This window comes from Rhizobacter sp. Root404 (assembly GCF_001425865.1).
In the GTDB taxonomy this organism is placed as follows: domain Bacteria; phylum Pseudomonadota; class Gammaproteobacteria; order Burkholderiales; family Burkholderiaceae_C; genus LMDS01.
Genome location: NZ_LMDS01000005.1, coordinates 328,798 through 354,581 on the forward strand (window position 1 = coordinate 328,798; position 25,784 = coordinate 354,581).

General features: G+C 69.1%; 22 protein-coding genes. 15 read left to right on the forward strand and 7 right to left on the reverse strand.

Going from position 1 to position 25,784, the window contains the following annotated elements; all coding sequences use genetic code 11:
• The first annotated feature begins 40 nt into the window (after positions 1-40).
• Both alaS and ASC76_RS15700 read left to right on the forward strand, forming a co-directional pair.
• On the forward strand, positions 41-2,680 hold the full coding sequence (gene alaS / locus ASC76_RS15695) for an alanine--tRNA ligase (RefSeq protein WP_056468243.1): 2,640 nt from the start codon (positions 41-43) through the stop codon (positions 2,678-2,680).
• A gap of 10 nt (positions 2,681-2,690) precedes the next feature.
• The gene (locus tag ASC76_RS15700) at positions 2,691-3,209 is read left to right on the forward strand and encodes a GNAT family N-acetyltransferase (RefSeq protein ID WP_200947170.1); all 519 of its coding nucleotides are present in this window, start codon (positions 2,691-2,693) and stop codon (positions 3,207-3,209) included.
• A gap of 4 nt (positions 3,210-3,213) precedes the next feature.
• Here ASC76_RS15700 and egtD read toward each other — a convergent pair whose 3' ends face one another.
• Positions 3,214-4,176, reverse strand: coding sequence for an L-histidine N(alpha)-methyltransferase (egtD, locus tag ASC76_RS15705; RefSeq protein WP_056468247.1), 963 nt, complete (start codon positions 4,174-4,176; stop codon positions 3,214-3,216).
• Between the two features lie 76 nt (positions 4,177-4,252).
• On the opposite strand from egtD, the gene ASC76_RS15710 reads away from it, so the two are divergent.
• From ASC76_RS15710 to ASC76_RS15735, 6 genes are all read left to right on the forward strand, one after another.
• Entirely contained in the window at positions 4,253-4,819 is a 567-nt protein-coding gene (locus ASC76_RS15710) for a TlpA disulfide reductase family protein (RefSeq protein ID WP_162247131.1), read from the forward strand.
• Between the two features lie 83 nt (positions 4,820-4,902).
• The gene (gene lepB / locus ASC76_RS15715; RefSeq protein ID WP_056468252.1) at positions 4,903-5,715 is read left to right on the forward strand and encodes a signal peptidase I; all 813 of its coding nucleotides are present in this window, start codon (positions 4,903-4,905) and stop codon (positions 5,713-5,715) included.
• Positions 5,715-6,938 carry a bifunctional phosphopantothenoylcysteine decarboxylase/phosphopantothenate--cysteine ligase CoaBC gene (coaBC, locus tag ASC76_RS15720; RefSeq protein WP_056470920.1) on the forward strand — a complete coding sequence of 408 codons (1,224 nt, stop codon included), beginning with the start codon at positions 5,715-5,717 and terminating at the stop codon, positions 6,936-6,938. Before lepB ends, coaBC begins: the two co-directional genes overlap by 1 nt.
• Entirely contained in the window at positions 6,935-7,384 is a 450-nt protein-coding gene (dut, locus tag ASC76_RS15725; protein ID WP_056468255.1) for a dUTP diphosphatase, read from the forward strand. Before coaBC ends, dut begins: the two co-directional genes overlap by 4 nt.
• A gap of 151 nt (positions 7,385-7,535) precedes the next feature.
• Complete coding sequence (locus ASC76_RS15730; protein WP_056468258.1) at positions 7,536-8,753, forward strand: efflux RND transporter periplasmic adaptor subunit; 1,218 nt, start codon at positions 7,536-7,538, stop codon at positions 8,751-8,753.
• Complete coding sequence (locus tag ASC76_RS15735) at positions 8,750-11,860, forward strand: efflux RND transporter permease subunit (RefSeq protein ID WP_056468261.1); 3,111 nt, start codon at positions 8,750-8,752, stop codon at positions 11,858-11,860. The genes ASC76_RS15730 and ASC76_RS15735 overlap by 4 nt, the downstream gene beginning before the upstream one ends.
• Before the next feature lie 12 nt (positions 11,861-11,872).
• On the opposite strand, the gene ASC76_RS15740 is transcribed toward ASC76_RS15735, so the two are convergent.
• Entirely contained in the window at positions 11,873-12,394 is a 522-nt protein-coding gene (locus tag ASC76_RS15740; RefSeq protein ID WP_056468264.1) for a peptidylprolyl isomerase, read from the reverse strand.
• Positions 12,395-12,418: 24 nt separating this feature from the next.
• Here ASC76_RS15740 and ASC76_RS15745 point away from each other — a divergent pair, with 24 nt between their 5' ends.
• The 3 genes from ASC76_RS15745 to ASC76_RS15755 all read left to right on the forward strand — a co-directional run bounded on the left by ASC76_RS15745 (position 12,419) and on the right by ASC76_RS15755 (position 14,570).
• Positions 12,419-13,558 carry a JmjC domain-containing protein gene (locus tag ASC76_RS15745; RefSeq protein WP_056470921.1) on the forward strand — a complete coding sequence of 380 codons (1,140 nt, stop codon included), beginning with the start codon at positions 12,419-12,421 and terminating at the stop codon, positions 13,556-13,558.
• Positions 13,559-13,571: 13 nt separating this feature from the next.
• Positions 13,572-14,066: a hypothetical protein gene (locus ASC76_RS15750; protein ID WP_056468268.1), complete on the forward strand. Its 495-nt coding sequence runs from the start codon at positions 13,572-13,574 to the stop codon at positions 14,064-14,066.
• A gap of 147 nt (positions 14,067-14,213) precedes the next feature.
• The gene (locus tag ASC76_RS15755; protein ID WP_056468271.1) at positions 14,214-14,570 is read left to right on the forward strand and encodes a hypothetical protein; all 357 of its coding nucleotides are present in this window, start codon (positions 14,214-14,216) and stop codon (positions 14,568-14,570) included.
• An 84-nt stretch (positions 14,571-14,654) separates the two neighbouring features.
• On the opposite strand, the gene ASC76_RS15760 is transcribed toward ASC76_RS15755, so the two are convergent.
• The 5 genes from ASC76_RS15760 to ASC76_RS15780 form a co-directional block, all read right to left on the reverse strand.
• A complete protein-coding gene (locus ASC76_RS15760; RefSeq protein ID WP_056468274.1) occupies positions 14,655-15,434 on the reverse strand; it encodes an MBL fold metallo-hydrolase in 780 nt (259 codons plus the stop codon).
• A gap of 18 nt (positions 15,435-15,452) precedes the next feature.
• A complete protein-coding gene (bamC, locus tag ASC76_RS15765; protein WP_056468275.1) occupies positions 15,453-16,601 on the reverse strand; it encodes an outer membrane protein assembly factor BamC in 1,149 nt (382 codons plus the stop codon).
• Between the two features lie 83 nt (positions 16,602-16,684).
• Entirely contained in the window at positions 16,685-17,566 is an 882-nt protein-coding gene (gene dapA, locus ASC76_RS15770; protein WP_056468278.1) for a 4-hydroxy-tetrahydrodipicolinate synthase, read from the reverse strand.
• On the reverse strand, positions 17,563-18,159 hold the full coding sequence (locus ASC76_RS15775; protein ID WP_056470923.1) for a bifunctional 2-polyprenyl-6-hydroxyphenol methylase/3-demethylubiquinol 3-O-methyltransferase UbiG: 597 nt from the start codon (positions 18,157-18,159) through the stop codon (positions 17,563-17,565). The genes dapA and ASC76_RS15775 overlap by 4 nt, the downstream gene beginning before the upstream one ends.
• A 10-nt stretch (positions 18,160-18,169) precedes the next feature.
• Complete coding sequence (locus ASC76_RS15780) at positions 18,170-19,129, reverse strand: aldo/keto reductase (RefSeq protein WP_056468283.1); 960 nt, start codon at positions 19,127-19,129, stop codon at positions 18,170-18,172.
• A gap of 58 nt (positions 19,130-19,187) precedes the next feature.
• Here ASC76_RS15780 and ASC76_RS15785 point away from each other — a divergent pair, with 58 nt between their 5' ends.
• The 4 genes from ASC76_RS15785 to parC are packed head-to-tail and all read left to right on the forward strand — an operon-like array spanning position 19,188 to position 25,674.
• Positions 19,188-21,161, forward strand: a complete 1,974-nt coding sequence (locus ASC76_RS15785; RefSeq protein WP_056468288.1) for a DNA topoisomerase IV subunit B — start codon at positions 19,188-19,190, stop codon at positions 21,159-21,161.
• Positions 21,162-21,169: 8 nt separating this feature from the next.
• The gene (locus tag ASC76_RS15790) at positions 21,170-21,676 is read left to right on the forward strand and encodes a GNAT family N-acetyltransferase (RefSeq protein WP_235580483.1); all 507 of its coding nucleotides are present in this window, start codon (positions 21,170-21,172) and stop codon (positions 21,674-21,676) included.
• A 17-nt stretch (positions 21,677-21,693) separates the two neighbouring features.
• On the forward strand, positions 21,694-23,319 hold the full coding sequence (locus ASC76_RS15795) for a long-chain fatty acid--CoA ligase (RefSeq protein ID WP_056468292.1): 1,626 nt from the start codon (positions 21,694-21,696) through the stop codon (positions 23,317-23,319).
• 39 nt (positions 23,320-23,358) lie between these two features.
• Positions 23,359-25,674 carry a DNA topoisomerase IV subunit A gene (parC, locus tag ASC76_RS15800; protein WP_056468295.1) on the forward strand — a complete coding sequence of 772 codons (2,316 nt, stop codon included), beginning with the start codon at positions 23,359-23,361 and terminating at the stop codon, positions 25,672-25,674.
• Positions 25,675-25,784 lie beyond the last annotated feature (110 nt).

Here is a 25,784-nt window from a genome sequence, read left to right on the forward strand (position 1 = left end):
TGGCGCGCTGTACCCAACGAGATAGCAACGAAAGAGCCGGATGAAAGCTTCCGAAATCCGCCAGACCTTCCTGAAGTTCTTCGAGGCGAAGGGGCACACGATCGTCGCATCGAGCCCGGTCGTGCCCGGCGACGACCCGACGCTGCTGTTCACGAACGCCGGGATGAACCAGTTCAAGGACGTGTTCCTCGGCACCGACCGCCGCCCGTACTCGCGCGCGACCACCGCGCAGAAGTGCATCCGCGCCGGCGGCAAGCACAACGACCTCGAGAACGTCGGCTACACCGCGCGCCACCACACCTTCTTCGAGATGCTGGGCAATTTCAGCTTCGGCGACTATTTCAAGAAGGACGCGATTGCCTACGCCTGGGAACTGCTGACCGAGGTCTACAAGCTGCCGAAGGAAAAGCTCTGGGTCACCGTCTACGCCGAGGACGACGAGGCCTACGAGATCTGGAACAAGGACGTCGGCGTGCCGGCCGACCGCATCGTGCGGATCGGCGACAACAAGGGCGCTCGCTACGCGTCCGACAACTTCTGGATGATGGGCGACACCGGTCCGTGCGGGCCCTGCACCGAGATCTTCTACGACCACGGCCCGGAGATCGCCGGCGGCCCGCCGGGTTCGCCCGACGAAGACGGCGACCGCTACATCGAGATCTGGAACAACGTGTTCATGCAGTTCAACCGCGACGACGCGGGCGTGATGCACAAGCTGCCCAAGCCGAGCGTGGACACCGGCATGGGCCTGGAGCGCCTGACCGCGGTGCTGCAGCACGTGCACAGCAACTACGAGATCGACACGTTCGTGAACCTGCTGGCCGCGTCGAAGAAGGCGGTGGACGCGGCTGGCGCAGGAGATTGCGACGCGGAGTCGCCGTCGTTGAAGGTGATCGCCGACCACATCCGCGCCTGCACCTTCACGGTCGTCGACGGCGTGATCCCGAGCAACGCGGGCCGCGGCTACGTGCTGCGCCGGATCGCGCGCCGCGCGATCCGCCACGGCTACAAGCTCGGCGCGCGCAAGCCGTTCTTCCATACGCTGGTCGGCGCGCTCGCCAACGAGATGGGCGACGCGTACCCCGAGCTGCGCCGCGAGGAGAAGCGCGCGTTCGAGGTGCTGAAGCAGGAAGAGGAAGGCTTCTTCCGCACCATCGCGAACGGGATGGAGATTCTCGAGAAGGCGCTCGCGTCATTGGACAAGGCGGGCACCAAGCAACTCGACGGCGACACTGCGTTCAAGCTGCACGACACCTTCGGCTTCCCGGTCGACCTGACGGCCGACGTGTGCCGCGAGCGCGGCGTCACGGTCGACGAGGCGCGCTTCAACGAGCTGCTCGACGAGCAGAAGAAGCGCGCCCGCGAGGCCGGCAAGTTCAAGATGGCGCAGGGGCTGGAATACAGTGGCGCGGTCACGCAATTCCACGGCTACGACGAGCTGGCGCGCGACGGCGTGAAGGTGACCGCGGTCTACGTCGACGGCAGTGCCGTCGCGAGCGCGGCGTCGGGCGACGACGCCGTGATCGTGCTCGACCACACGCCGTTCTACGCCGAGTCCGGCGGCCAGGTCGGCGACACCGGCGAGCTGCGCAACGCCACGTCGCGTTTCCTGGTCGAAGACACGATCAAGGTCCAGGCGGCGGTGTTCGGCCACCACGGCCGCGTGGTCGAAGGCGAAATCAAGGTCGGTGACGTGTTCACCGCCAAGGTCGATGCCGAGCAGCGCGCGAAGACCGTGCGCAACCATTCGTCGACCCACCTGATGCACAAGGCGCTGCGCGAGGTGCTCGGCGAGCACGTGCAGCAGAAGGGCTCGCTGGTCAACGCCGATCGCACGCGTTTCGACTTCGTGCACAACGGGCCGCTGACGGAGGCGCAGATCGCGCAGGTCGAGGCGATCGTCAATGCCGAGATCCTGGCGAACGCCGCGACGAATGCGCGCGTCATGCCGATCGAGGAGGCGCAGAAATCCGGCGCAGTGATGCTGTTCGGCGAGAAGTACGGCGACGAGGTGCGGGTGCTCGACATCGGCAGCAGCCGCGAGTTCTGCGGCGGCACGCACGTGCAGCGCACCGGCGACATCGGCCTGTTCAAGATCGTCGGCGAGAGTGGCGTCGCGGCGGGCGTGCGGCGGGTCGAGGCGATCACCGGCGACAACGCGCTGGCCTACCTGCAGTCGCTCGAAGCCACGGTGCAGCAGCTGGCCGGCGCGCTGAAGGCGTCGCCCGCCGAAGTGCCGGCGCGCCTGACGCAGGTGCTGGACCACGTGCGCGCGCTCGAGAAGGAACTCGCGGCGCTGAAGGGCAAGCTCGCGTCGTCGCAGGGCGACGAGCTGATGGCCGGCGCCGTCGACGTGAACGGCATCAAGGTGCTGGCCGCGATGCTGGCCGGCGCCGACGCGAAGACCTTGCGCGACACGATGGACAAGCTGAAGGACAAGCTCAAGACCGCCGCGATCGTGCTGGCCACCGTCGAGGGCGGCAAGGTGCAGATCGCCGCGGGCGTGACCAACGACAGCATCGCCAAGCTCAAGGCCGGCGAGCTCGTCAACTTCGTCGCGCAGCAGGTCGGCGGCAAGGGGGGCGGCAAGCCCGACATGGCGATGGCCGGTGGCACCGATCCGAGCAAGCTCGACGCCGCGCTCGCGTCGGTGCGTGGCTGGGTCGCCGAACGGGTGTGATGTGAGCGTGGTGGTCCGCCGGGCTCGGGCGTCCGACGCGGCCGCGCTGGCGCGACAGCTGAGCGATCCGGCGGTGTTCGGGGGGCTGTTGCAGCTGCCGTACCCGAGCGAGGAGGCCTGGGCGAAGCGTCTGACCGATGGGGTCGGCGCGACGGGACCCGATGTGTTGCTCGTCGCCGAACGCGACGACGAGCTTGTCGGCGCCGCCGGCCTGAACAGCGTCAGCGGTCACGTGCGCCGTCGCCACGCGATGGGGCTGGGCATCCATGTCGCGCCGCATGCCCAACGGCAGGGCGTCGGCCAGGCGCTGATGGCCGCGCTGTGCGACTATGCCGACCGCTGGGTGGGTCTGATGCGGCTGGAACTCACGGTCTACACGGACAACGACGCGGCGATCCGCCTGTATCGCCGGTTCGGCTTCGAAACCGAAGGGAAGATGCGCGCCTACGCCCTGCGCGACGGCGTGTATGCGGACGTGTTCGCGATGGCCAGGCTGCACCCGAGCCCGCCGACACTGCCGCCGCGCTGAACGTTCAGCCGGCGGGCGCCCAGAACACGCCGAACCAGCCGCGCTCGTCGGTCCAGTGCTCGGGCGCCTCGAAGCCCGCGTCCTGCAGCATCGTCGCGAAATTCTCGACCGTGTACTTGCACGAGTTTTCGGTGTGGATGCGCTCGCCGGCGCGGAACTCGCGCTGCGAGCCGGACCAGCGCACGGTCAGGTCGCGGCGCGCTTCGAGGTGCATCTCGACCCGCGAGGCCGACTCGTTCCACAGCCCGACGTGCTGCCAGTCGGCCGGCGCGAAATCGCTGCCGATCAGCCGGTTCAGCTGCCGCAGCAGGTTCAGGTTGAACGCCGCGGTGACGCCGAGCGCGTCGTCGTAGGCGGCCTGGAGGATCGCACCCGGCTTGACCAGGTCGACACCGATCAGCAGGCCGCCTCCCTGTGCCTGCGATCGCACGCGCTTCAGGAACGCCAGCGCGTCGCCGGGCGTGAAGTTGCCGATGCTGGAGCCGGGGTAGAAGAACACGCCGCGCGTGCCGATCAGGTCATCGTCCAGGTCGAGCGTCGCGGAGAAGTCCTGGCCGAGCCCGACGACGTCGAGCGCCGGGTGCTCGCGCTGAACGCGCTTGAGCGCGTCGTGCAGGAAGTCGACCGAGATGTCGACGGCCACATAGCGGCTCGGCTCCAGCAGCGGAAACAGCCGGATCGCCTTGGCGCAGTTGCCGGCGCCCAGGTCGATCAGCGTCGCGCCGGACCCGATGCGGCGCGCCATCGCCGCGCCGTGGGAGGCGAAGATCGCCGCCTCGGTGCGGGTCGGGTAGTACTCGGGCAGCTCGGTGATCGCCTCGAACAGGTGCGAGCCCAGGCGGTCGTAGAAGTATTTGGGCGCGGCGTGCGCCGGTTGCTGCATCAGCCCGGATTCGATCTCGCGGCGGTCGGCCGCCGTGTCGGCGACATGGCGCTGGATGAATCGGGGCGTGCGCAATGGGGTCATGGACGGATGTGGTGCAATCGTCGTGGACACGGGTGTCGATCGACGTTGCCCGCACCTTACACCGGCTGGAATTCCGATGCAGACCATGGATGGGCAGGGCCCGAGTAGGACAACACGCCGTCGTTTCCTGACCGGGTCGGTGGCGCTTGCCGCGGTGGCAGCGGCCGGCCCTGCTCGCGCGGCCCACGTCGTTCGGCCCTGGCCTGCCGGCAGGCCGACCCCGGCCCTCGCGCTGACCGACCTGGACGGCAAGGCCTGGTCGCTTGCCGCGCTGAAGGGCCGGCCGGTCGTCCTGAACTTCTGGGCCAGCTGGTGCGAACCCTGCCGCGCCGAGATGCCGTCGCTCGAGCTGCTGCAGACGCGCCATGAGAAGGCCGGACTGGTGATCCTGTCCGTCAACTACCAGGAGCCGGCGCCGAAGATCAAGCGCTTCCTCGAGACGCTGCCGTTCTCGCTGCCGATCCTGCTCGACCGCGAGGGCGAGGCCGCCGCCGCCTGGACGCCGCGCGTGTTCCCGACCACGGTGTTGATCGATCGCGGCGGCACGGCCCGCAGTTCGGTGCTCGGCGAGCTCGACTGGCTGGGCGACACCGCGCGCGGCCTGGTCGAGCCGTTGCTTGCAGCAGCCCCGCGCGTCGCCTGATCATCGGTGCCCGTCGATAATCGGCCACCGTCCTACCGGACCGACGAGATGAACATGGACATGAAGATCCGCAGGTCGACCCCATGAGTGCCGGGTTGCAACTCGGTTTCTCGATCAACGAAATCCTTGCGCTCGCGACGCTGGCCACTGGCGCCTGCTGGGTCGCCTGGAAGGTTCGCAAGCGCCGCCTCGGCGGCGAGCCGGACAAGAAACCGCTGTGGGTCAGCTTCGGCGCCGAGCTGTTTGTCGTCGTCGCGCTGATGTTCACCTGCCGGATCGCGGTGGCCGACTGGCCGAAGGTGCCGTCGGGTTCGATGGAGCCGACGCTGCGTGTCGGCGACTACCTGCTCGTCAACCACCTGGCCTACGGGCCGCGGCTGCCGTTCACCAACACCGCGATCGAGTTCGGCCAGCCGCAGCGCGGTGACGTGGTGGTGTTCCGTTACCCGGTCGACGTGTCCGAGTTCTACGTCAAGCGGCTGGTCGGGCTGCCCGGCGACGTGGTCCGCTTCGACCGGGGCGTCGTCAGCGTCAACGGCGCGCCTTTCAACGTGCAGGTGGTCAGCGAGGGAACCGGGGCCAACGTGCCGCCCGAGGACCGCGGGCAATGGCTGCTGGACGAGACCGCCGGCAGCAAGAGCCGCACCATCAAGGTCAACCCGTTCGTGATGGGCCGCTTGGCGCCCACCGGCATGGGCGCGAGCTGCAGCACCGAGGGGGCGACGGCTTGGCAGTGCACGGTGCCGGCGGGCCAGTACCTGATGATGGGCGACAACCGCGACAACTCCTCCGACTCGCGGGTCTGGGGCTTCCTGCCGCACGAGCAGGTCTATGGCAAGGCGGTGCGCGTGCTGTTCAACCTGCACGACATGTCGCGCGCGTGGACGGCTCTCTGATGGCGGCTGCATCGCTGGGCCTGGCAGGCAGGCACATCGTGCTCGGCCTGTCGGGCGGCATCGCCTGCTACAAGGCGGCCGATTTCACCCGTGAGCTGGTCAAGGCGGGCGCCACCGTGCAGGTGGTGATGACCGAGGCGGCCGAGGAGTTCATCACGCCGGTCACGCTGCAGGCGCTGTCGAACCGCCGCGTCTACACGAGCCAGTGGGACGCGCGCGAGCCCAACAACATGGCGCACATCAACCTGACGCGCGAGGCCGATGCAATCGTCATCGCCCCGGCCAGCGCCGACCTGATCGCCAAGCTGGTCCAGGGCCGCGCCGACGACCTGCTCAGCCTGATGTGCCTGGCCCGGCCGATCGAGCGCTGTCCGTTGCTGGTGGCTCCCGCGATGAACCGCGAGATGTGGGCGCACCCGGCCACGAAGCGCAACCTGGCGCAGCTGCGCGCCGATGGCACCGCGATCCTCGGCCCCGGCAGCGGCGACCAGGCCTGCGGCGAGATCGGCGATGGCCGCATGCTCGAGCCGGCCGAACTGCTGGCCGACATGGTCGCTTGCTTCCAGCCCAAGCTGCTGGCGGGCAGGCGCGTGCTGATCACCGCGGGGCCGACCTTCGAGCCGATCGACCCGGTGCGCGGCATCACCAACCATTCGAGCGGCAAGATGGGATTCGCGATCGCGCGCGCCGCGGCCGATGCGGGCGCCGCGGTCACGCTGGTGGCCGGGCCGGTGCACCTGCCCACGCCGCGGGGCGTGGCCCGCATCGATGTGATGACGGCGCGGCAGATGTTCGATGCGACGCTGAGCGCGGTGGCCGCGCACGACGTGTTCGTCGCGACCGCCGCGGTGGCCGACTGGCGGCCGGCCCGCTTCAACGACCACAAGATCAAGAAGCAGGCCGGCGAGAAGGGCCCGCCGAGCTTCGAACTGGCCGAGAACCCGGACATCCTCGCCACCGTCGCGGCGCTGCCGAAGCCGCCGTACTGTGTCGGCTTCGCCGCCGAGAGCCACGACCTGCTGGCGCACGCGCGCGAGAAGCGGGTGCGCAAGGGCATCCCGTTGATCGTCGCCAACCTCGGCCCGGCAACCTTCGGGCAGGACGACAACGCGCTGACGCTGGTCGATGCGAATGGCGAGCGCGAGCTGCCGCGCGCCGACAAGTTGACGCTTGCCCGGCAACTGGTCGCCGAGATCGCGCGCCGCGTGGGAGTGGGGCAATGACGACCGTCGACGTCCGCGTGCTCGATCCGCGCATGGCCGATCAGCTGCCGGCCTACGCGACATCGGGCAGCGCCGGGCTGGACCTGCGCGCGTGTGTCGATTCGGCGCTGCCGATCGAGCCCGGGCAGACCGTGCTGATCCCGACCGGCCTGTCCATCCACATCGGCGATCCCGGGCTGGCCGCGATGATCCTGCCGCGCTCGGGCCTCGGTCACAAGCACGGCATCGTGCTGGGCAACCTCGTCGGGCTGATCGACTCGGACTATCAGGGGCCGCTGATGGTCAGCTGCTGGAACCGAGGGTCGACGACGTTCATCGTGCAGCCGCTGGACCGGATCGCGCAGCTCGTGATCGTGCCGGTGGTTCAGGCGAAATTTCGCGTCGTCGAGGCGTTCGACGCCTCGGGCCGCGGGGCGGGTGGTTTCGGATCGACCGGGCGCGGTTGAGGCGGCGCTGCGGAACTCGGCCCGGGCGAGCCGCACCAAGCGGCTTCCCCGTGGATCGGTGAGCGTTGTCGGCGGCGCGGCGATTGGCGAGAATCACAAGTTGTAACGAATTGGCGCGCTTCGCGGCGAACCGCGCCCAACCAGGATCTGCATGAACAAGAGCTTGATGCGCGGCACGGCGGCGCTGGTGTTGGCGACCGCCCTGGCGGGTTGCAGCAAGGAGTCGGCGCCGCCAGCCGCTTCGGCCTCCGGCGCGGCGCCGGCGTCCGGGGCAGCTTCGGGGGCCGGCGCACCGGTCAGCGTCAGCAGCGTGCGCGCCGTGGCGAAGAACGTCGACGTGATGCTGGAGGCCACCGGCATGATCAGTGCGCTCAACAGCGTCGACATCCGACCGCAGGTGTCCAGTGTGATCACCCAGGTCAACATCCGCGAGGGCCAGTTCGTCAAGGCCGGGCAGTTGCTGTTCACGCTCGATGCCCGCACCGACGAGGTCAATCTCGCCAAGGCCAAGGCGCAACTCGCACGCGATCAGGCCGCGCTGGGCGACGCGCAGCGCCAGCTCGCCCGCTCGCGCGAGTTGCTGGCGCAGGGTTTCATCTCGCAAGGCGCGGTGGACACGAACCAGACGCAGGTCGATACGCAGCAGGCGGTGGTCACCGCCGACAAGGCCGCCATCCAGGCCGCGCTGGTCGGGCTCTCGTACAACCGGATCGTCGCGCCCGCCGCCGGCCGCGCTGGTGCGATCAACGTCTATGCCGGCAGCACGGTGCAGCCGGCTGGCGCTGCGCTGGTGACGATCACGCAGCTCGACCCGATCGCCGTCAGCTTCAGCCTGCCGCAGCGCCACCTCAACGACGCGTTGCAGACGCTGCGCAGCGGCGGCGGCAAGGTTGTCGCGGTGCTGCCGGAGGCGCGCGGCGAGGTCGTCGGCAAGCTGCAGTTCGTCGACAACCTGGTCGACGCGAACTCCGGCACCGTCAAGGTCAAGGCGCAGTTCGACAACGCGAAGGAAGCGCTCTGGCCGGGCGGCTTTGTCACCGTCCGGTTGGCGGTGCGCACGCTGAAGGACGCGATCGTCGTGCCGCAGGCGGCGGTGATCCAGGGGCCGCGGGGCAGCATCGTCTACACGATCGACGCCGACAACAAGGCGGTCTCCAAGCGCGTCGACGTGCTGTATGCGCAGGGGCCGGATGCGGTGGCGAGCGGTGTCGCGGCGGGTGACCGCGTGGTCGTCGACGGCCGGCAGAACCTGCGGCCGGGCGCACGCGTGGTCGAGCGCGACGCCACCGGCGCGGCCGGCTCGCGCGCTGCGTCGGCGCCGGGCACCGGGGCCAGCTCCGCCGGGGCCGGTGCGGCGGTGACGCCATGAACCTGTCCGAGCTCTTCATCCGCCGCCCGGTGCTGACGGTGCTGCTGAACGCGGCGATCGTCGTCGCGGGCGTCATCGCGTACAGCAGGATCCCGGTGGCGGCGCTGCCGAGCTACAACACGCCGGTCATCAACGTGTTCGCGCAACTGCCGGGTGCCAGCCCCGAGACGATGGCCACCTCGGTCGCGCTGCCGCTCGAGAAGCAGTTCTCGACCATCCCGGGCCTGGCGATCATCAGCTCCAGCAACACGCTGGGCAGCACCGATCTGACGCTCGAATTCGACGAGGGTCGCGACATCGAGGCCGCGGCGGTCGACGTGCAGGCGGCGCTGCTGCGCGCCCAGCGCGCCCTGCCGCAGGACATGACGGCGCCGCCGTCGTACCGCAAGGTCAATCCGGCCGATGCGCCGGTGCTCTTCATGGCGCTGACCTCGCCGTCGCTCGAGCTGTCCGAGCTCAACGACTTCGCCGAACACCTGATCTCGCCGACGCTCTCGACGCTCGAGGGCGTGGCGCAGGTCACGATCTTCGGGGCCAAGCGCTTCGCGGTGCGGGTGCGGGTGCAGCCCCAGGCGCTCGCGGCGCGCAACATCGGCCTGGACGAACTCAGCGCCGCGCTCGGCGCCGCCAACGTCAACACGCCCGTCGGCACGCTCGAGGGGCCGCAGCAGACGCTGACGCTGCAGGCGAACCGGCAATTGCGCAATGCGGCGGAGTTCGGCGACCTGATCGTCAGCATCCGCGGCGGCAACCCGGTGCGGCTGCGCGACGTGGCCTCGGTCGAGGACAGCTACGAGTCGGTCAAGACATTCGCCAGCTTCAATGGTGAGCGCTCCATTTCGCTCGCGGTCTACCGCCAGCCCGATGCCAACACCGTGAAGGTGGTGGATGCCGTGAAGCGCGCGCTCCCCAACTTCCAGTCGCAGCTGCCGCAATCGGTGCGCGTCTCGCTGGTCAACGACCGCTCGGTGTCGGTGCGCGAGGCGCTGCACGACGTGTCGCTCACCATGCTCGGCACCATCGTGCTGGTGGTCCTGGTGATCTTCCTGTTCCTGCGCCGTTTCATGGCGACGGTGATCCCGACGCTGTCGCTGCCGGTCTCGCTGTTGGGCGGGGTCGCGCTGCTCTGGGCCTTCGGCTACACGCTCGACAACATCTCGCTGCTGGGGCTGACGCTCGCGGTCGGGCTGGTCGTCGACGACGCGATCGTGATGCTCGAGAACATCATGCGCCACGTGGAAGAGGGCGTGCCGCCGTTCCAGGCCGCGCTTCGCGGCTCGCGCGAGGTGGGCTTCACGATCATCTCGATCTCGACCTCGCTGATCGCAGTGTTCATCCCGATCTTCTTCATGCCGGGCGTGATCGGCCTGTTGTTCCACGAGTTTGCCGTGGTGGTCACGCTGGCGATCATCGCGTCGGCGTTCGTCTCGCTGACGCTGGTGCCGATGATGGCCAGCCGGTTCCTCAGCGACGAGGCGCACAAGAAGCCGCCCGGCTGGCTGGTGCGCCAGTTCGAGCGCGGCTTCGACGCCGTGCTCGGCGCCTACAGCCGCTCGCTCGACGCCGCGCTGCGGCACCGCTGGCTGGTCGGCGCCGTGGCACTGCTGACCTTCGCGGCGACCGCGTGGCTGTTCGTCACGATCCCGAAGGGTTTCTTCCCCGAAGAGGACATCGGCCAGATCCGCGTCAGCACCGAGGCGGCCGAGGACACCTCGTTCCCGGCGATGGTGCAGCTGCAGGACCGCGTCGCGACGATCTTCCGCAACGACCCGAACGTCGCCACCGTCAATTCGTTCAACGGCGGCGGCGGAGCGCAGAACACCGGGCGCCTGTTCCTGAACCTGAAGCCGCGCGACCAGCGCGCGCCGATGAAGGAGGTGGTCGAAGGCCTGCGCCGCAAGCTGCGTGAGGTGCCGGGCATCACGGTGTTCATGCGACCGATCCAGAACCTGCAGCTCGGCGGCCGCCAGAGCAAGGCGCAGTACCAGTACATCCTGCAGAGCGTGAAGGCCGACGAGCTCAACACCTGGGCCACCAAGCTGCAGGAGCCCATGCGTGCCGACCCGATGTTCCGCGACGTGACGAGCGACTCGCAGCTCAAGGGCCTGCAGGCCTCGCTGAAGATCGACCGCGACCTGGCCAACACGCTCGGCGTCTCCATCAACAGCGTGCGCAACGCGCTGTACAGCGCGTTCGGCGAGCGCCAGGTGTCGACGATCTACACCAGCGCCGACAGCTACCAGGTCATCATGGAAGTCGCGCCGGAAGCCAAGCAGGACGAGAGCGCCTTCAATGGCATCTACGTGCGCTCGAGCAACGGCACGCTGGTGCCGATGTCGAGCTTCACGACGGTCGAGCGCACCGTCGGACCGACCGCGATCAACCACGTCGGACAGCTGCAGGCGGTGACGGTCTCGTTCAACCTCGCGCCCGGTACGGCGCTCGGCGACGCCACGGCCAAGATCGAGAAGTACCGCGAACAGATCCAGCTGCCCTCGTCGATCATCACCAGCTACGGCGGCGACGCCGCGGTGTTCAAGAGCTCGCAGGGCAGCCAGGCGATCCTGATCATCGGCGCGCTGCTGGTGATCTACGTCCTGCTCGGGGTGCTGTACGAGAGTTACATCCACCCACTGACGATCCTGGCCGGCCTGCCGTCCGCGGCCGTCGGTGCGCTGCTGATGCTGAAGTTCTTCGGCCAGGACCTGACGCTGATCGCGACCATCGGCATCCTGCTGCTGATCGGCATCGTGAAGAAGAACGCGATCATGATGATCGACTTCGCGCTCGACGCGCAGCGCACCCGCGGGCTGACCGCGGTCGAGGCGATTCGCGAAGCCTGCGTGCTGCGCTTCCGGCCGATCATGATGACGACGCTGGCTGCGCTGATGGGCGCGCTGCCGATCGCGCTGGGCATCGGCGCCGGCGCCGAGCTGCGTCAGCCGCTGGGCCTGGCGGTCGTCGGCGGGCTGGTGTTCTCGCAGGCGATCACGCTGTACATCACGCCGGTGGTCTACCTCGCGCTCGACCGCTTCAGCGGCAAGGGGCCGATCACGACCGCGGAGGGCGAAGAGGGCGCGCCGGCACCGGTCGAGAAACCGGCCTGACGATCGACGCCCTCAGTGCAGCGACGTGCCGCTGGGCGCGGTGTTCATTACCGTGAACACCGGCTGGCCGACGCTGCGGGCTTCGATCTCTTCCTCGGTCGCGGCGCGCACATCGCGCACCGTGAGGTCCAGGCGCAGCGCGATGCCGGCGAGCGGGTGGTTGCCGTCGAGCACCACGTGGCCGGGGTAGACCTCGGTCACGGTGTAGACCGCGTCGGCCGGCATGTCCGGCGTCTGGGCACCCGGCGGCAGCCCGTCGAACTGCATGCCGACCTCGATCGCGTCGGGGAAGATCGAGCGGTCCTCGAAGCAGACGAGGGCCGAGTCGTAGTCGCCGAACGCGTGCTCGGGCTCGAGATGAAGCTGGGTCGTGAAGCCGGCCTCCTGGTCCTGGAGCGCTTCCTCCACTTTCGCGAGCAGGTCGTCGCCGCCGTAGAAGAATTCGACGGGATCAGGCAGTTCGTCGATGAGTTGGCCTGTGGTGTCTTGCAGCTTCCAGGTGAGGCTGACGACACACGGTGTGGTGATGAGCATCGCAAGATGATCGCACAATCGACCATGGACATTTCTCTCGCAACGCCGCTGTTGGGCGGGCTTTCGCCGCAGGTTTTCATGCGGCGGCACTGGCAGAAGAAGCCGTTGCTGGTGCGCCAGGCGGTGCCCGGCGGCATCACGTTGATCGAACGCGCGCAGCTGTTCGAATTGGCCTCGCGCGACGAGGTCGAATCCCGACTCGTCGTGCACAAGGGCGCGAGCTGGTCGCTGCGACAGGGCCCGCTGAAGCGCAGCGCGCTGCCGCCGCTGAAGCAGCGCGAATGGACGCTGCTGGTGCAGGGTCTCGACCTGCACGTGCCCGCCGCCCGCGCGCTGCTGGACCGCTTCCGCTTCGTGCCCGATGCGCGGCTCGACGACCTGATGATCTCGTACGCGAGCGATGGCGGCGGCGTCGGTCCGCATGTCGATTCGTACGACGTGTTCCTGCTGCAGGGGCATGGCCGACGGCGCTGGCGGATCGGCCGCGTGGCCTCGCCGGCGCTCGTGCCCGACGTGCCGCTGAAGATCCTCGCGGCCTTCGAGCCCGAGCAGGAGTGGCTGCTCGAGCCGGGCGACATGCTGTACCTGCCGCCCGGCTGGGCGCACGACGGTGTCGCGCAGGGCGAGTGCACGACCTGTTCGATCGGCTTTCGGGCCGCCGGCCGCGACGAGCTCGCGCGCGACGTGCTGCAGCGTGCGATCGATGCAGCCGACCACGACCTCGCCGGCCCGCTCTACCGCGACCCGGCGCAGCCCGCCACCGAAACGCCTGCGCTCGTGCCGTCCGCGCTGCACGCGTTCGCCGCCGACGCGGTGCGGCGCCTGCTGGACGACCCGAGCGCGCTGGCCTGCGCATTGGGTGAAGTGCTGAGCGAGCCCAAGCGCGGCGTCTGGTTCGACACCAGCGCGACCGGCGACGACGGTGACGCGGCAAAATGGCGGGGCATCGTGCTCGACCAGCGCACCCGGATGCTGTACGACGGCCGCCACGTGTTCATCAACGGCGAATCCTTCCGTGCGGCCGGACGCGATGCGCGGCTGATGCGCCGGCTCGCCGACGCGCGCCGGCTGAGCGCCCGCGAACTGGCAGATCTCGGGCTCGACGCGCAGGCGCTGGTGGAGGAGTGGCGAGCGGCTGGCTGGTTGCGGGCCGCCAACAACTGACCCAGGAGACGACATGAGCATCGAACCCGGCGGCAACGGCCTGATCACCTCCCGCAGCGAGTTCCACGACGCGTTGCGCGCCGCGCTGGCCGACGCCGCGAACCACGGCACGCGCGAGCTCTGGCTGTGCGACAACGATTACGCCGACTGGCCGCTGGGCGAGCGTGCCGTGGTCGAGTCGTTCGCCCAGTGGGCCGCGAGCAGTCGCCGGCTGACCGTGGTCGCGCGCCACTTCGACGACGTCGCGCGGCGCCATCCGCGCTGGGTCGAGTGGCGGCGGACCTGGTCACACATCGTGACCTGTCGCACCAACAATGAATTGCCCACCGGCGAGTTTCCGACCGTGCTGCTGGCATCCGGCACCGTCAGCGTGCGCCTCTCGGACACCGTGCACCACCGTGGGCGTCTGGCGCACGACAAGGGTGAAGAACTGCGGTGCAAGGAAATGATTGACGCAGTTTTGCAACGTTCGGAAGAGGCCTTTCCAGCCAGCGTTACCGGCCTCTAGGGAATGACCCTAGAGCTGGCTATAATCAGAGGCTAGGCACTGGAAAGCGCGAGCGTTTCTCTGCCTGCGAACGCTGGGGCTCTGCGCTGTTAGGGTTCCCACAATGATCGGTAATTGTTCGACCCCCTAATGATTCAGAGGACACCTATGACCAAGTCGCTTTTGCTCGCCTCCCTCGTTGCCGCCGTTGCACTGACCGCCTGCGGCAAGAAGGAAGAAATGCCCGCCGCTAGCGCTGCCTCGGCTGCTGCTGCTCCGGCTGTTGCTGAAGCCGCTTCGGCTGCCGCCAGCGCCGTCAGCACCGCCGCTTCGGCTGCTGCCACGGAAGCCATGGCCGGCGCGAGCTCGGCGATGGGTGCGGCTTCGGCTGGCGCTGCTGCGACCGCCGACGCGATGAAGGACGCCGCCGGCAAGGCTGCCGACGCTGCCAAGGACGCTGCCGGCAAGGCTGCCGACGCTGCCAAGGACGCTGCTGGCAAGGCTGCCGACGCTGTCAAGAAGTAAATCAGATCGGCCGATCCCTCGGATCAACCGGTTCTGCGAAAGCCGCCTTCGGGCGGCTTTTTCATGGGCGCGGGGACGGGGCGATCAGCGCAGGTCGAGCCAATCGAAACCGCGCAGCGGGTCCGCCACGACGATGTCGTCGGCCGCGCCGCCGCAGACAGCCGCCAGGGCCGCACGCGCCAAGGCCGGCGAGTTGTTGCGCTCGCTGAGGTGGGCCGCCACGAGATGCCGCAAGCCGCCGTGCAGCACGTCGGCGAGGATCTGCGCCGCCGTGTCGTTCGCCAGGTGGCCGAGCCGTCCGCCGATTCGCGCCTTGAGGGATGCCGGGTAGCTCGAGTTCGCGAGCATCGTGCGGTCGTGGTTGCACTCGAGCAGCAGCGCGTCGCACCCACGCAGGTTGTCGATCATGTGCGGCGTGCTTGCGCCGGCGTCGGTCAGCACGCCCAGGTGTCGTGCGCCGTCCGACACGCGCAGCTGCAGCGGCTCCAGGGCATCGTGCACGACGGTATACGGCATCAGCTGCAAGTCGCCGATCTCGATGACGTGCAGGTCGCGTGCGAATCGCAGCAGGCCGTCCTGCAGCTCCGGCTGGCCGATCGCGCGCCAGGTGCCGCGGCTCATCCACACAGGAAGGGAATGGCGCCGCGCCAGCGTCAGTGCGCAACCCACATGATCGCCGTGCTCGTGCGTGATGAACACTGCGTCGAGGTCGTCGCAGCCGAGTCCGATCCGCGCAAGGCGGGCTTCGAGCTCGCGCAGCGAGAACCCGCAGTCGATCAGCACCCGGCTGGTGCTGATGCCGCAGGTCGCCTCGATCAGCGTTGCGTTTCCGGCGCTGCCGCTGCCGAGGCTGCAAAAACGCATCGGTCCGGCAGCGTCTCTTTACTTCAGGTCGTCGAGCAGCAACGCCGTGATGCGCTTGCCGGCGTCACCGTTCTCGGGCGCGCCCTGGCTGGTCAGCACGGTCACGTTGCTGCGTTCGCCTTCGCCCTTGACGACGACGCGGTAGCGCGTCGGGTTGCCGACGTCGTCCTTCTTGCCGAAGCTGAAGATCTTCGACAGGAGACTCGGCTCTTCCTTGCCGGCGAACTTCGGGTCGATGTAGCGGACGAAGTAGACGCCTTGCGTGCGGTCGCGGTCCTCGACGGTGAAGCCGCTGCGATCGAGCGCCACGCCGACGCGGCGCCAGGCGCGGTCGAAGCCGTCGTCGACCTGCAGCGTCGCGGTCGGCTGGCCGGCCACGATGCGCGCGCGCGCCGGCGCGCCCGGCGCACCCGGTGCCGCGGTGGCGGTCTTTGCCACTTCCTCGGTCGCGCCGAGCGTGAGCATCAGGCGCGACAGCAGTTCGCCCTCGAGTTGCGGGTCGGGCTGGCGCGGCTGCCACACGGTGCTTTCCTTGCGCTCGCCGGTGTAGACCTCGATCATTCCGCGGTGCGTGATATAGACCTCGGTGCCGTTCGGGCCGCGCTCGACGCGGGTGCGGAACTTGTCGAGTTCGCCGGTGGAATACGCGCCGTCGAACACCTTGCCGATCGACGAGCGCACGAAGTCCAGCGGCAGCTTGCCGCGGTTCTCGGCCCAGTCCGTTTCCATCACGCCGGTGGCAGGCTGGTCCTGCGTCAGGACGAAGCCGCGCTCCTTCCAGAAGGCCTGCAACTGCGGCCAGAGCTGCTCGGGCGTCAGGCTGGTGCGCAGCCAGCGCTCGTTGCCCAGGCGCTCGAGGCGCACGTCGCCGGCTGTCTGAGGCGCGATCGTCGTGGCCGCCGTCGGCGCGGCGCTGGCGGCCGGCGTGCCGGCCTGGTAGGCCGCCGCGCTGACCGCGCCGCCCTGCGGCTGCTGGTAACGCGAGTCGCGCGTCAGCTGCGTCAGATCGGGCGGCACCTCGAGTCCGGTGGTCCGCGCGGTGCTGTTGGTCCGGTAGTCGATCTTGTCGCCGGACATGAAGCTGTCGAGCGTGGAGCAGCCGCCGAGGGCCAGCGCCGCCGTGATGGCCAACGCGATGGGGGTGGGGGAACGGGTCACGAGGTGCATCTCCAATGGGGCGGCTGGCACGGCGAGATGCCGTGCGCGGCCCCGGTGATCGGGAACGGAACGGGGCGCTCGGCGGGAGGGGGTCAAAGCAGGCCCGACTCGCGCATCGCGTGGCCGACGACCTGCTGCCCCGCTTCGGTGAGCGGCGTGATCGGCAGGCGCAGCGCAGCGCCGCACAGGCCGAGCTGGGCCATCGCCCACTTGGTCGGCGCAGGGCTCGATTCGACGAACAGGTTCTTGTGCAGCGGCAGCAGCTTCAGGTGCAGCGCGGCCGCGGTCTTCACGTCGCCGGCCAGCGCCGCGGCGCACAGCTCGCGCATTGCGCGCGGCGCGACGTTGGCGGTGACGCTCACATTGCCGTGGCCGCCGAGCAGCATCAGCGCGACGGCGGTGCTGTCGTCGCCGGAGTAGATCGAGAAGCCCTTCGGCGCCTGCTTGATCAACCAGGCCGCGCGGTCGATCTCGCCGCTGGCTTCCTTGATGCCGATGATGCCGGGCACGCCGGCCAGACGCACGGCAGTCTCGACCTGCATGTCCGCAACGGTACGGCCGGGCACGTTGTAGAGCACCATCGGGATGTCTACGGCTTCGGCGATCGCCTTGAAGTGGCGGTAGATGCCCTCTTGCGACGGCTTGTTGTAGTAGGGCACGACCGACAGCGAACAGTCGGCGCCGACCTCGCGCGCGAAGCGCGACAGCTCGATCGCCTCGGCCGTCGAATTGCCGCCGGTGCCGGCCATGATCGGCACCCGCCCCTTCGCGTGCTCGACCGAGACGCGGATGATCTCGCAGTGCTCCTCGACCGACACGGTCGGCGACTCGCCGGTCGTGCCGACGACGCCGATGCAGTCGGTGCCTTCAGCGATGTGCCAGTCGATCAGGCGGCGCAGCGCGGGGTAGTCGACGCTGCCGTCCTCCTGCATCGGCGTGACCAGCGCGACGATGCTGCCAACAATGGGTTTCATGCGGAATCCTCTGAATCCAAAGATTTTACCTGCGCGCCGGAGGCCGGCGGAACCAGTGGAAACCGCCGCGCCGCGGGCGTCGGCGGGCCGCCGTCGCGCACCGCCACGATTCTTTGCACGAAGCGGTCGGGGGTTGGCTCGAAGCCGTCCTCGAACGCGACGACACGCCAGCCGGCCACGACCTGCAGCAACTCGCCCGGGCGCAGCAGGAACTTCGGGTTCGACGGCTTGCCGATGGTCTCGTTGCCCGCCGCGAACGTCTCGTAGATCAGCACGCCGCCGGGCGCCACGCTTGCCAGGATGTCCGGCAGGCGCTCGCGCCAGAGGTAGTGGGTGACGACGACCGCGTCGAAGGTCCGCGCACGGAACGGCCACAGACCGCCCTCGATGTCGGCGACGACGATCTCGGCGACGTGGGCCAGCGGCGCCACCGCCGCCGCGTCCCGATCGACCCCGGTCACGCGCGCGCCGCGCTGCGCGAACCAGCGCACGTGGCGGCCGCCGCCACACGCGACGTCGAGCACCGTGGCGTCGGCGCCGACAAGGTGCGACCAGCGCTGCACCCAGCGCGAGGCCGCCTGGCCGCCGTGCATGTCCACCACGTCAGGCGCTCGCTGCGTCGATGGTGCGGATCGCGTCCGCGTCGAGCTCGAGCCGGGCCGCGGCGACCAGACCGTCGAGCTGCTCGACCGACGTCGCGCTGGCGATCGGTGCGGTGATGCTCGGCCGCGCGATCTGCCAGGCCAGCGCCACCTGCGCCGGCGTTGCGTTCAGCCGCTGCGCCACCGCGTCGAGCGCGTCCAGCACCGCCAGGCCCTTCGGCGTCAGGTACTTCTTGACGCCTTGTCCGCGCGCGCTCTTTCCGAGGTCGGCCTCGCTGCGGTACTTGCCGCTGAGGAAGCCGCTGGCCAACGCGTAGAAATTGATCACGCCGATGCCGTGAGTGACGCAGACCTGCTCGAGCTCCGCCTCGAACGCCGGCCGCTCGACCAGGTTGTAGAGCGGCTGCAGGCTTTCGTAGCGCGGCAGGCCCAGCTTCTGGCTGACCGCCAGCGCCTCGGCCAGTCGCGGCGCGGTGTAGTTCGACGCGCCGATCGCGCGCACCTTGCCGGCCTTGATCAGGTCGGCGAACGCACCCAGCGTGTCTTCGAGCGGCACGGTCGCGTCGTCATCGTGGGACTGGTACAGGTCGATCACGTCGGTCTGCAGCCGCTTCAGCGAGGCCTCGACGGCGCTGCGGATATAGGCCGGCGCCAGCCCGACCCGCCCGTCGCCCATCGGCTTGCCGACCTTGGTCGCCAGCACGACCTTGTCGCGTTGGCCGGTCTGCTTCAGCCACTTGCCGATGATCGTCTCCGACTCGCCGCCGGTGTGGCCCGGCACCCAGCGCGAGTACACGTCGGCGGTGTCGACGAAGTTCATGCCGGCATCGACCCAGGCGTCGAGCAGGCGGAACGAGGTGGCTTCGTCGGCGGTCCAGCCGAACACGTTGCCGCCGAAGCAGATCCTAGACACCTGCAGGCCGGAGCGGCCGAGTTCACGGTAGGTCATGCGCGTCTTCATCGTTCCGTCCTGTGAATCCGTACAGCTCGATTCTTGCAGGCTCCTAGAATCCGCGCCCATGGCAACCAAGCAGAACAGTTCTTACGGCGAGGCGTCGATCCGTGTGCTCAAGGGTCTGGAGCCCGTCAAGCAGCGGCCGGGCATGTACACCCGCACCGACAACCCGCTGCACATCGTCCAGGAGGTGATCGACAACGCGGCCGACGAGGCCCTGGCCGAATTCGGCAAGCGCATCGACGTGACGCTGCACACCGACGGCTCGGTCAGCGTCGAGGACGACGGCCGCGGCATCCCGTTCGGCCTGCATCCGGAAGAGCAGGTGCCGGTGGTGGAGATCGTCTACACCCGGCTGCACGCCGGCGGCAAGTTCGACAAGGGGGCCGGCGGCGCGTACAGCTTCTCGGGTGGCCTGCACGGCGTGGGCGTCAGCGTGACCAACGCGCTGTCGAAGCGGCTGGAGGTGACGGTGTGGCGCGAGGGCCAGGTCGCGAAGCTCGCGTTCTCGGGCGGCGACGTGATCGAACCGCTGGTGCTGCGCAAGATGGCGGCCGGCGACCGGAAGGGCGGCACGACCGTGCGCGCCTGGCCAGACGCCAAGTACTTCGAAAGCGCCGAGCTGCCCAAGGCCGAACTGACGCACCTGCTGCGCAGCAAGGCGGTGCTGATGCCGGGCGTGACGGTGACGCTGACGATCGAGAAGACCGGCGAGAAAACGAGCTGGCTCTACAAGGGCGGGCTGCGCGACTACCTGATGCAGACGCTGAACGCCGACCCGGTGATCCCGCTCTTCGAAGGCGCCCACTACGCCGATGGCGGCGAGACCGAGAACTTCGCCGAAGGCGAGGGCGCCGCGTGGTGCGTGGCCTTCACGGAGGACGGCGCGCCGATGCGCGAGAGCTACGTGAACCTGATCCCTACCGTCGCTGGCGGCACGCACGAGTCGGGCCTGAAGGACGGCTTGTTCCAGGCCGTCAAGGGCTTCATCGACATGCACTCGCTGCTGCCGAAGGGCGTCAAGCTGATGCCCGAGGACGTCTTTTCGCGCGCCAGCTTCGTGCTCTCGGCCAAGGTACTCGACCCGCAGTTCCAGGGCCAGATCAAGGAACGCCTGAACTCGCGCGACGCGCTGCGGCTCGTCTCCACCTACGTCAAGCCCTCGCTCGAGCTGTGGCTGAACCAGCATGTCGAATTCGGCAAGAAGCTCGCCGAACTGGTGATCCGCTGCGCCCAGACGCGCCAGCGCGCGAGCCAGAAGGTCGAGAAGCGCAAGGGCTCGGGCGTGGCCGTGCTGCCCGGCAAGCTCACCGATTGCGAGAGCCGCGACCTGACGCTGAACGAGCTGTTCCTCGTCGAGGGCGATTCGGCTGGCGGGAGCGCCAAGATGGGCCGCGACAAGGAGACGCAGGCGATCCTGCCGCTGCGCGGCAAGGTGCTGAACGCGTGGGAGGTCGAGCGTGATCGCCTTTTCGCGAACAACGAGATCCACGACATCGCGGTGGCGATCGGCGTCGATCCGCACGGCGCGAACGACATGCCTGACCTGAGCGGGCTGCGCTACGGCAAGATCTGCATCCTCAGCGACGCCGATGTCGACGGCTCGCACATCCAGGTGCTGCTGCTGACGCTGTTCTTCCGCCACTTCCCGAAGCTGGTCGAAGCGGGCCATGTCTACATCGCCAAGCCGCCGCTGTTCCGCGTCGACGCGCCGGCACGCGGCAAGAAGCCCGCGGCCAAGCTCTATGCGCTGGACGAGGGCGAACTGACCGCCACGCTCGACAAGCTCCGTAAGGAAGGCGCGCGCGAGAACGCCTGGAGCATCAGCCGCTTCAAGGGCCTGGGCGAGATGAATGCCGAGCAGCTCTGGGACACGACGCTGAACCCCGACACCCGCCGCCTGCTGCGTACCGAGTTCGGTGTCGCGGGCTTCGACGCGACGACCAGCGCGCTGACCAAGCTGATGGGCAAGGGCGAGGCGCAGGCGCGCCGCGACCTGATGGAACTGCACGGCGACTCGGTCGACGTGGACGTGTGAGGCCCGCGTTGCTGCGGCTGCGACCGACGATGCTGTCGGACCTGGACTTCGTGATCTCGGTCGAGCAGGACCTCGCGAACCGGCCGTTCATCACGCCGTGGGAGCGCATCCAGCACGAGGGCGCGATCCGTTTCCCGGACAGCAGGCACTTCATCGTCGAGGCGGGCGAGGGCTACCCGTCGGGCGGCTTCGTGATCCTGCAGGGTTGCCGCAACCCGCACCGCTCGATCGAGCTGAAGCGCATCGTGCTGGCGTCCGCGCTGCACGGCCGGGGCATCGGCCGCGCCTGCCTGCGGCTGCTCGCGGACATGGCGTTTCGCGATCTCGGCGCACACCGGTTCTGGCTCGACGTGAAGGGCTTGAACGTGCGGGCCCAGGCGCTCTACCGCAGCGAAGGCTTCGTCGAGGAGGGGCGCCTGCGCGAAAGCGTGCGCACCGCCGACGGCTACGATTCGCTGATCGTGATGAGCATGCTGGCGCACGAACACGCGCTGCGCCAGGCTGCACCCGCTTGACGACCCCGGAGACGACGATGCAGACGACGATGATGGACGTGCCGCTCTCGCTCAACCACCTGCTCGAGCGCGCCGGGCGATTGTTCGGCTCGAACGAGATCGTGTCGCGGCTGCCGGACAAGTCGTTGAAGACGCACACCTACGCCGAGTTCCACCGCCGCAGCCGGGCGCTCGCATCGGCCCTGCAGTCGCTCGGACTGAAGAAGGGCGAACGGGTCGCGACGCTGGCGTGGAACCACCATGCGCACCTCGAGTGCTACTTCGGCATCCCGGCCACCGGCGGCGTGATGCACACGCTGAACCTGCGCCTCGCGCCCGACGAGATCGGCTGGATCGCGGCCGACGCGAAGGACCGCTTCCTGATCGTCGACGACGTGCTGCTGCCGCTGTACCGGCAGTTCGCGCACCTGCATGCGTTCGAGCGCGTGATCGTGGTGCCGTACTCCGGCGCCGCGGTGCCGGCGGAGTTCACCGACTACGAGGCACTGCTGGCCGGTGCCGACCCCGATGGCTTCGTCTACGCGCCGCACGACGAGAACGACGCGGTCGCGATGTGCTACACGTCCGGCACCACCGGCCGGCCGAAGGGCGTGGCCTATTCGCACCGCTCGACGGTCCTGCACACCTTCGTCGGCTGCCTGGCCGATCACTGGGGGCTGCGCAGCACCGACGTGGTGTTGCCGGTCACCCCGATGTTCCATGCCAACTGCTGGGGCATCCCGTACGCCGCCGTGATGCTCGGCACCAAGCTCGTCTTCCCCGGCCCGCACCTGCACCCCGACGACCTGCTCGACCTGATGCAGCTCGAGCCGCCCTCCGTCGCGCTGGGTGTGCCGACGATCTGGATGGGCCTGATCCAGCGCTTCGACCAGGCACTGACGACCGAGCCCGGCCGCTGGAAGCTGCCGGAGGGCATGCGTTCGCTGGTCGGCGGCGCGGCCGTGCCGGAGGCGCTGATCCGCGCGTTCGCGAAGCACGGCGTGTGGATCCTGCAAGGCTGGGGCATGACCGAGACCTCGCCGATCGCGACGATCTCGTACCTGCGCAACGAGCTGAAGGACGCCGGCGACGAGGTCCGCTACCAGCGCGCGGCGATGGCCGGCGTGCCGGCGCCGCTGGTCGACGTGCGCATCCGCACCGAGGCCGACGAGGACGCGCCGTGGGACGGCCAGACCATGGGCGAGATCCAGGTCCGCGGCCCGTTCATCACCGGCTCGTACCACGAGGTGCCGGTCACGCCCGACAAGTTCACGGCCGACGGCTGGCTGCGCACCGGCGACGTCGCGACGATGGACGAGCTGGGTTTCGTGCGCATCACCGACCGCACGAAAGACCTGATCAAGTCCGGTGGCGAGTGGATCAGCTCGGTCGACCTCGAGAACGCGCTGATGGCGCATCCGGCGATCGCCGAGGCCGCGGTGATCGCGGTGCCGGACGCCAAGTGGAGCGAGCGGCCGCTGGCCTGCGTCGTCGTCAAACCGGGGCAGAATGCGCCCCTTGCCGACGCGCTGGCCGCGCACCTGCTGCAGCACGGCTTCGCGAAATGGCAGGTGCCGGACCGCTTCGAGTTCATCGACGCGGTACCGCGCACCTCGACCGGCAAATTCTGGAAACTGAAACTGCGCGAGCGCTTCCCGCGCTGACGCGACCACCGGCGCCCGAGGGGCGCCCGAACGATCCCCATGCAAGAACAACTCGATCTCACTGCCGGCGACGACGGCGGCACCGACGCCGTCGGCCTGGCGCAGTACGCCGAGCGTGCGTACCTCGAATACGCGCTGAGCGTCGTCAAGGGCCGCGCGCTGCCGGACGTGTGCGACGGCCAGAAGCCGGTGCAGCGCCGCATCCTGTTCTCGATGGAGCGCATGGGGCTGGCGTTCACCACCGCCGCGGGGCCGAAGGCGGTGAAGAGCGCGCGCGTCGTCGGCGACGTGCTCGGCAAGTTCCATCCGCATGGCGACACCGCCGCGTACGACGCGATGGTGCGGATGGCGCAGGACTTCTCGCAGCGCTACCCGCTGGTCGACGGCCAGGGCAACTTCGGCTCGCGCGACGGCGACGGCGCGGCGGCGATGCGCTATACGGAGGCGCGCCTCGCGCCGATCACGCGGCTGCTGCTCGACGAGCTCGACGAAGGCACGGTCGACTTCGTGCCCAACTACGACGGCGAGTTCGAGGAGCCGAAGCAGCTGCCCGCGCGCCTGCCGTTCGTGCTGCTGAACGGCGCCAGCGGCATCGCCGTCGGCCTGGCCACCGAGGTGCCGAGCCACAACCTGCGCGAGGTGGCCGCGGCCGCGGTCGCGCTGATCCGCAACGAGCGGCTCGACGACACCGAATTCGCCGCGCTGATCCCCGGCCCCGACTACCCCGGTGGCGGCCAGATCATCAGCAGCACCGACGAGATCCGCGCCGCGTATGCGAGCGGCCGCGGCAGCCTGAAGGTGCGCGCGCGCTGGAAGATCGAGGAACTGGCGCGCGGCCAGTGGCAGCTCGTCGTCACCGAACTGCCGCCCGGCGCGAGCACGCAGAAGGTGCTGGAGGAGATCGAGGAACTCACCAACCCGAAGGTGCGCGCCGGCAAGAAGGCGATCAGCAGCGAGCAGGCGCAGCTCAAGACCACCGTGCTCGCGGTGCTCGACGCGGTGCGCGACGAGTCGAGCAAGGACGCGCCGGTGCGGATCGTGTTCGAGCCCAAATCGCGTGCGATCTCGCAGCAGGACCTGATCACGACGCTGCTGGCCCACACCTCGCTCGAGAACTCGGCGCCGATCAACCTGACGATGATCGGCAGCGACGGCCGCCCGACGCAGAAGAGCCTGCGCCAGATCCTGGCCGAGTGGATCGCGTTTCGTACCGTCACCGTGCAGCGGCGCACCCGCCATCGGCTCGACAAGGTGCTCGCGCGCATCCACATCCTCGAAGGCCGGCAGCTGGTGCTGCTCAACATCGACGAGGTGATCCGCATCATCCGCGAGAGCGACGAGCCCAAGGCCGCGCTGATCGCGCGCTTCGCGCTCAGCGAGATCCAGGCCGACGACATCCTCGACATCCGGCTGCGCCAGCTGGCGCGGCTGGAGGCGATCAAGATCGAGCAGGAGCTGGCGGGGTTGCGCACCGAGCAGGCCAAGCTCGAGGACATCCTCGGCAGCCCGGCCTCGTTGAAGCGCTTGCTGATCAAGGAGATCGAGCAGGACGCCAAGACCTATGGCGATGACCGCCGCACGCTGATCCAGGCCGAGAAGAAGGCCGTCGCGGAAGTGAAGGTGATCGACGAACCGATCACCGTGGTCGTCAGCCTGAAGGGCTGGGTGCGCGGGCTGAAGGGCCACGAGGTCGATGCGGCGACGCTCGCGTTCAAGGCCGGCGATGCGCTGTACGGCACGTTCGCGTGCCGCAGCGTCGATTCCTTGCTGGTGTTCGGCAGCAACGGCCGGGTCTACTCGACCGCCGTCGCGCAGTTGCCGGGCGGGCGCGGCGATGGCCAGCCGATCACGTCGCTGATCGATCTCGAGACCGGCACGCAGCCGGCGCACTACTTCGCCGGCGCGGCGCAGCAGACCCTGCTGCTGGCCGGCACCGGCGGTTTCGGGTTCCTGGCGCGCGTCGGCGACCTGGTCGCGCGGCAGCGCGGCGGCAAGGGCTTCCTGAGTCTGGAGGCCGACGAGAAACCGCTGCCGCCGAGCCTGGTGGACGGGCAGTCGCAGGTCGCGTGCCTGTCGCTCGCGGGCCGGCTGCTGGTGTTCGCGCTCGACGAGCTGAAGCTGCAGTCCAACGGCGGCCGCGGCCTCACGTTGATCGACCTCGAAGCGAAGGACGCGCTGGTGAGCGTCGCCGCGTTCGGCACCAACCTGCAGGTGCTCGGCACCGGCCGCGGCGGCAAGCCGAAGGACGAGCTGCTGCGCCCGACGGCGCTGGCCGCCTACGTCGGCAAGCGCGCGCGCAAGGGTCGCGTGCAGGACGTGATGCCGAAGGCGATGCGGGTGATCGGCGCCGTGTGACGGCGGCCTCGCACCGGACACGTCCTACAGGCACCGGGCGTCGCGCCTGATCGCGCTGCGGGGCTGCGCACGGTGGAATGGGTCTTTCGCATGGAATGCATGAAAGGCCC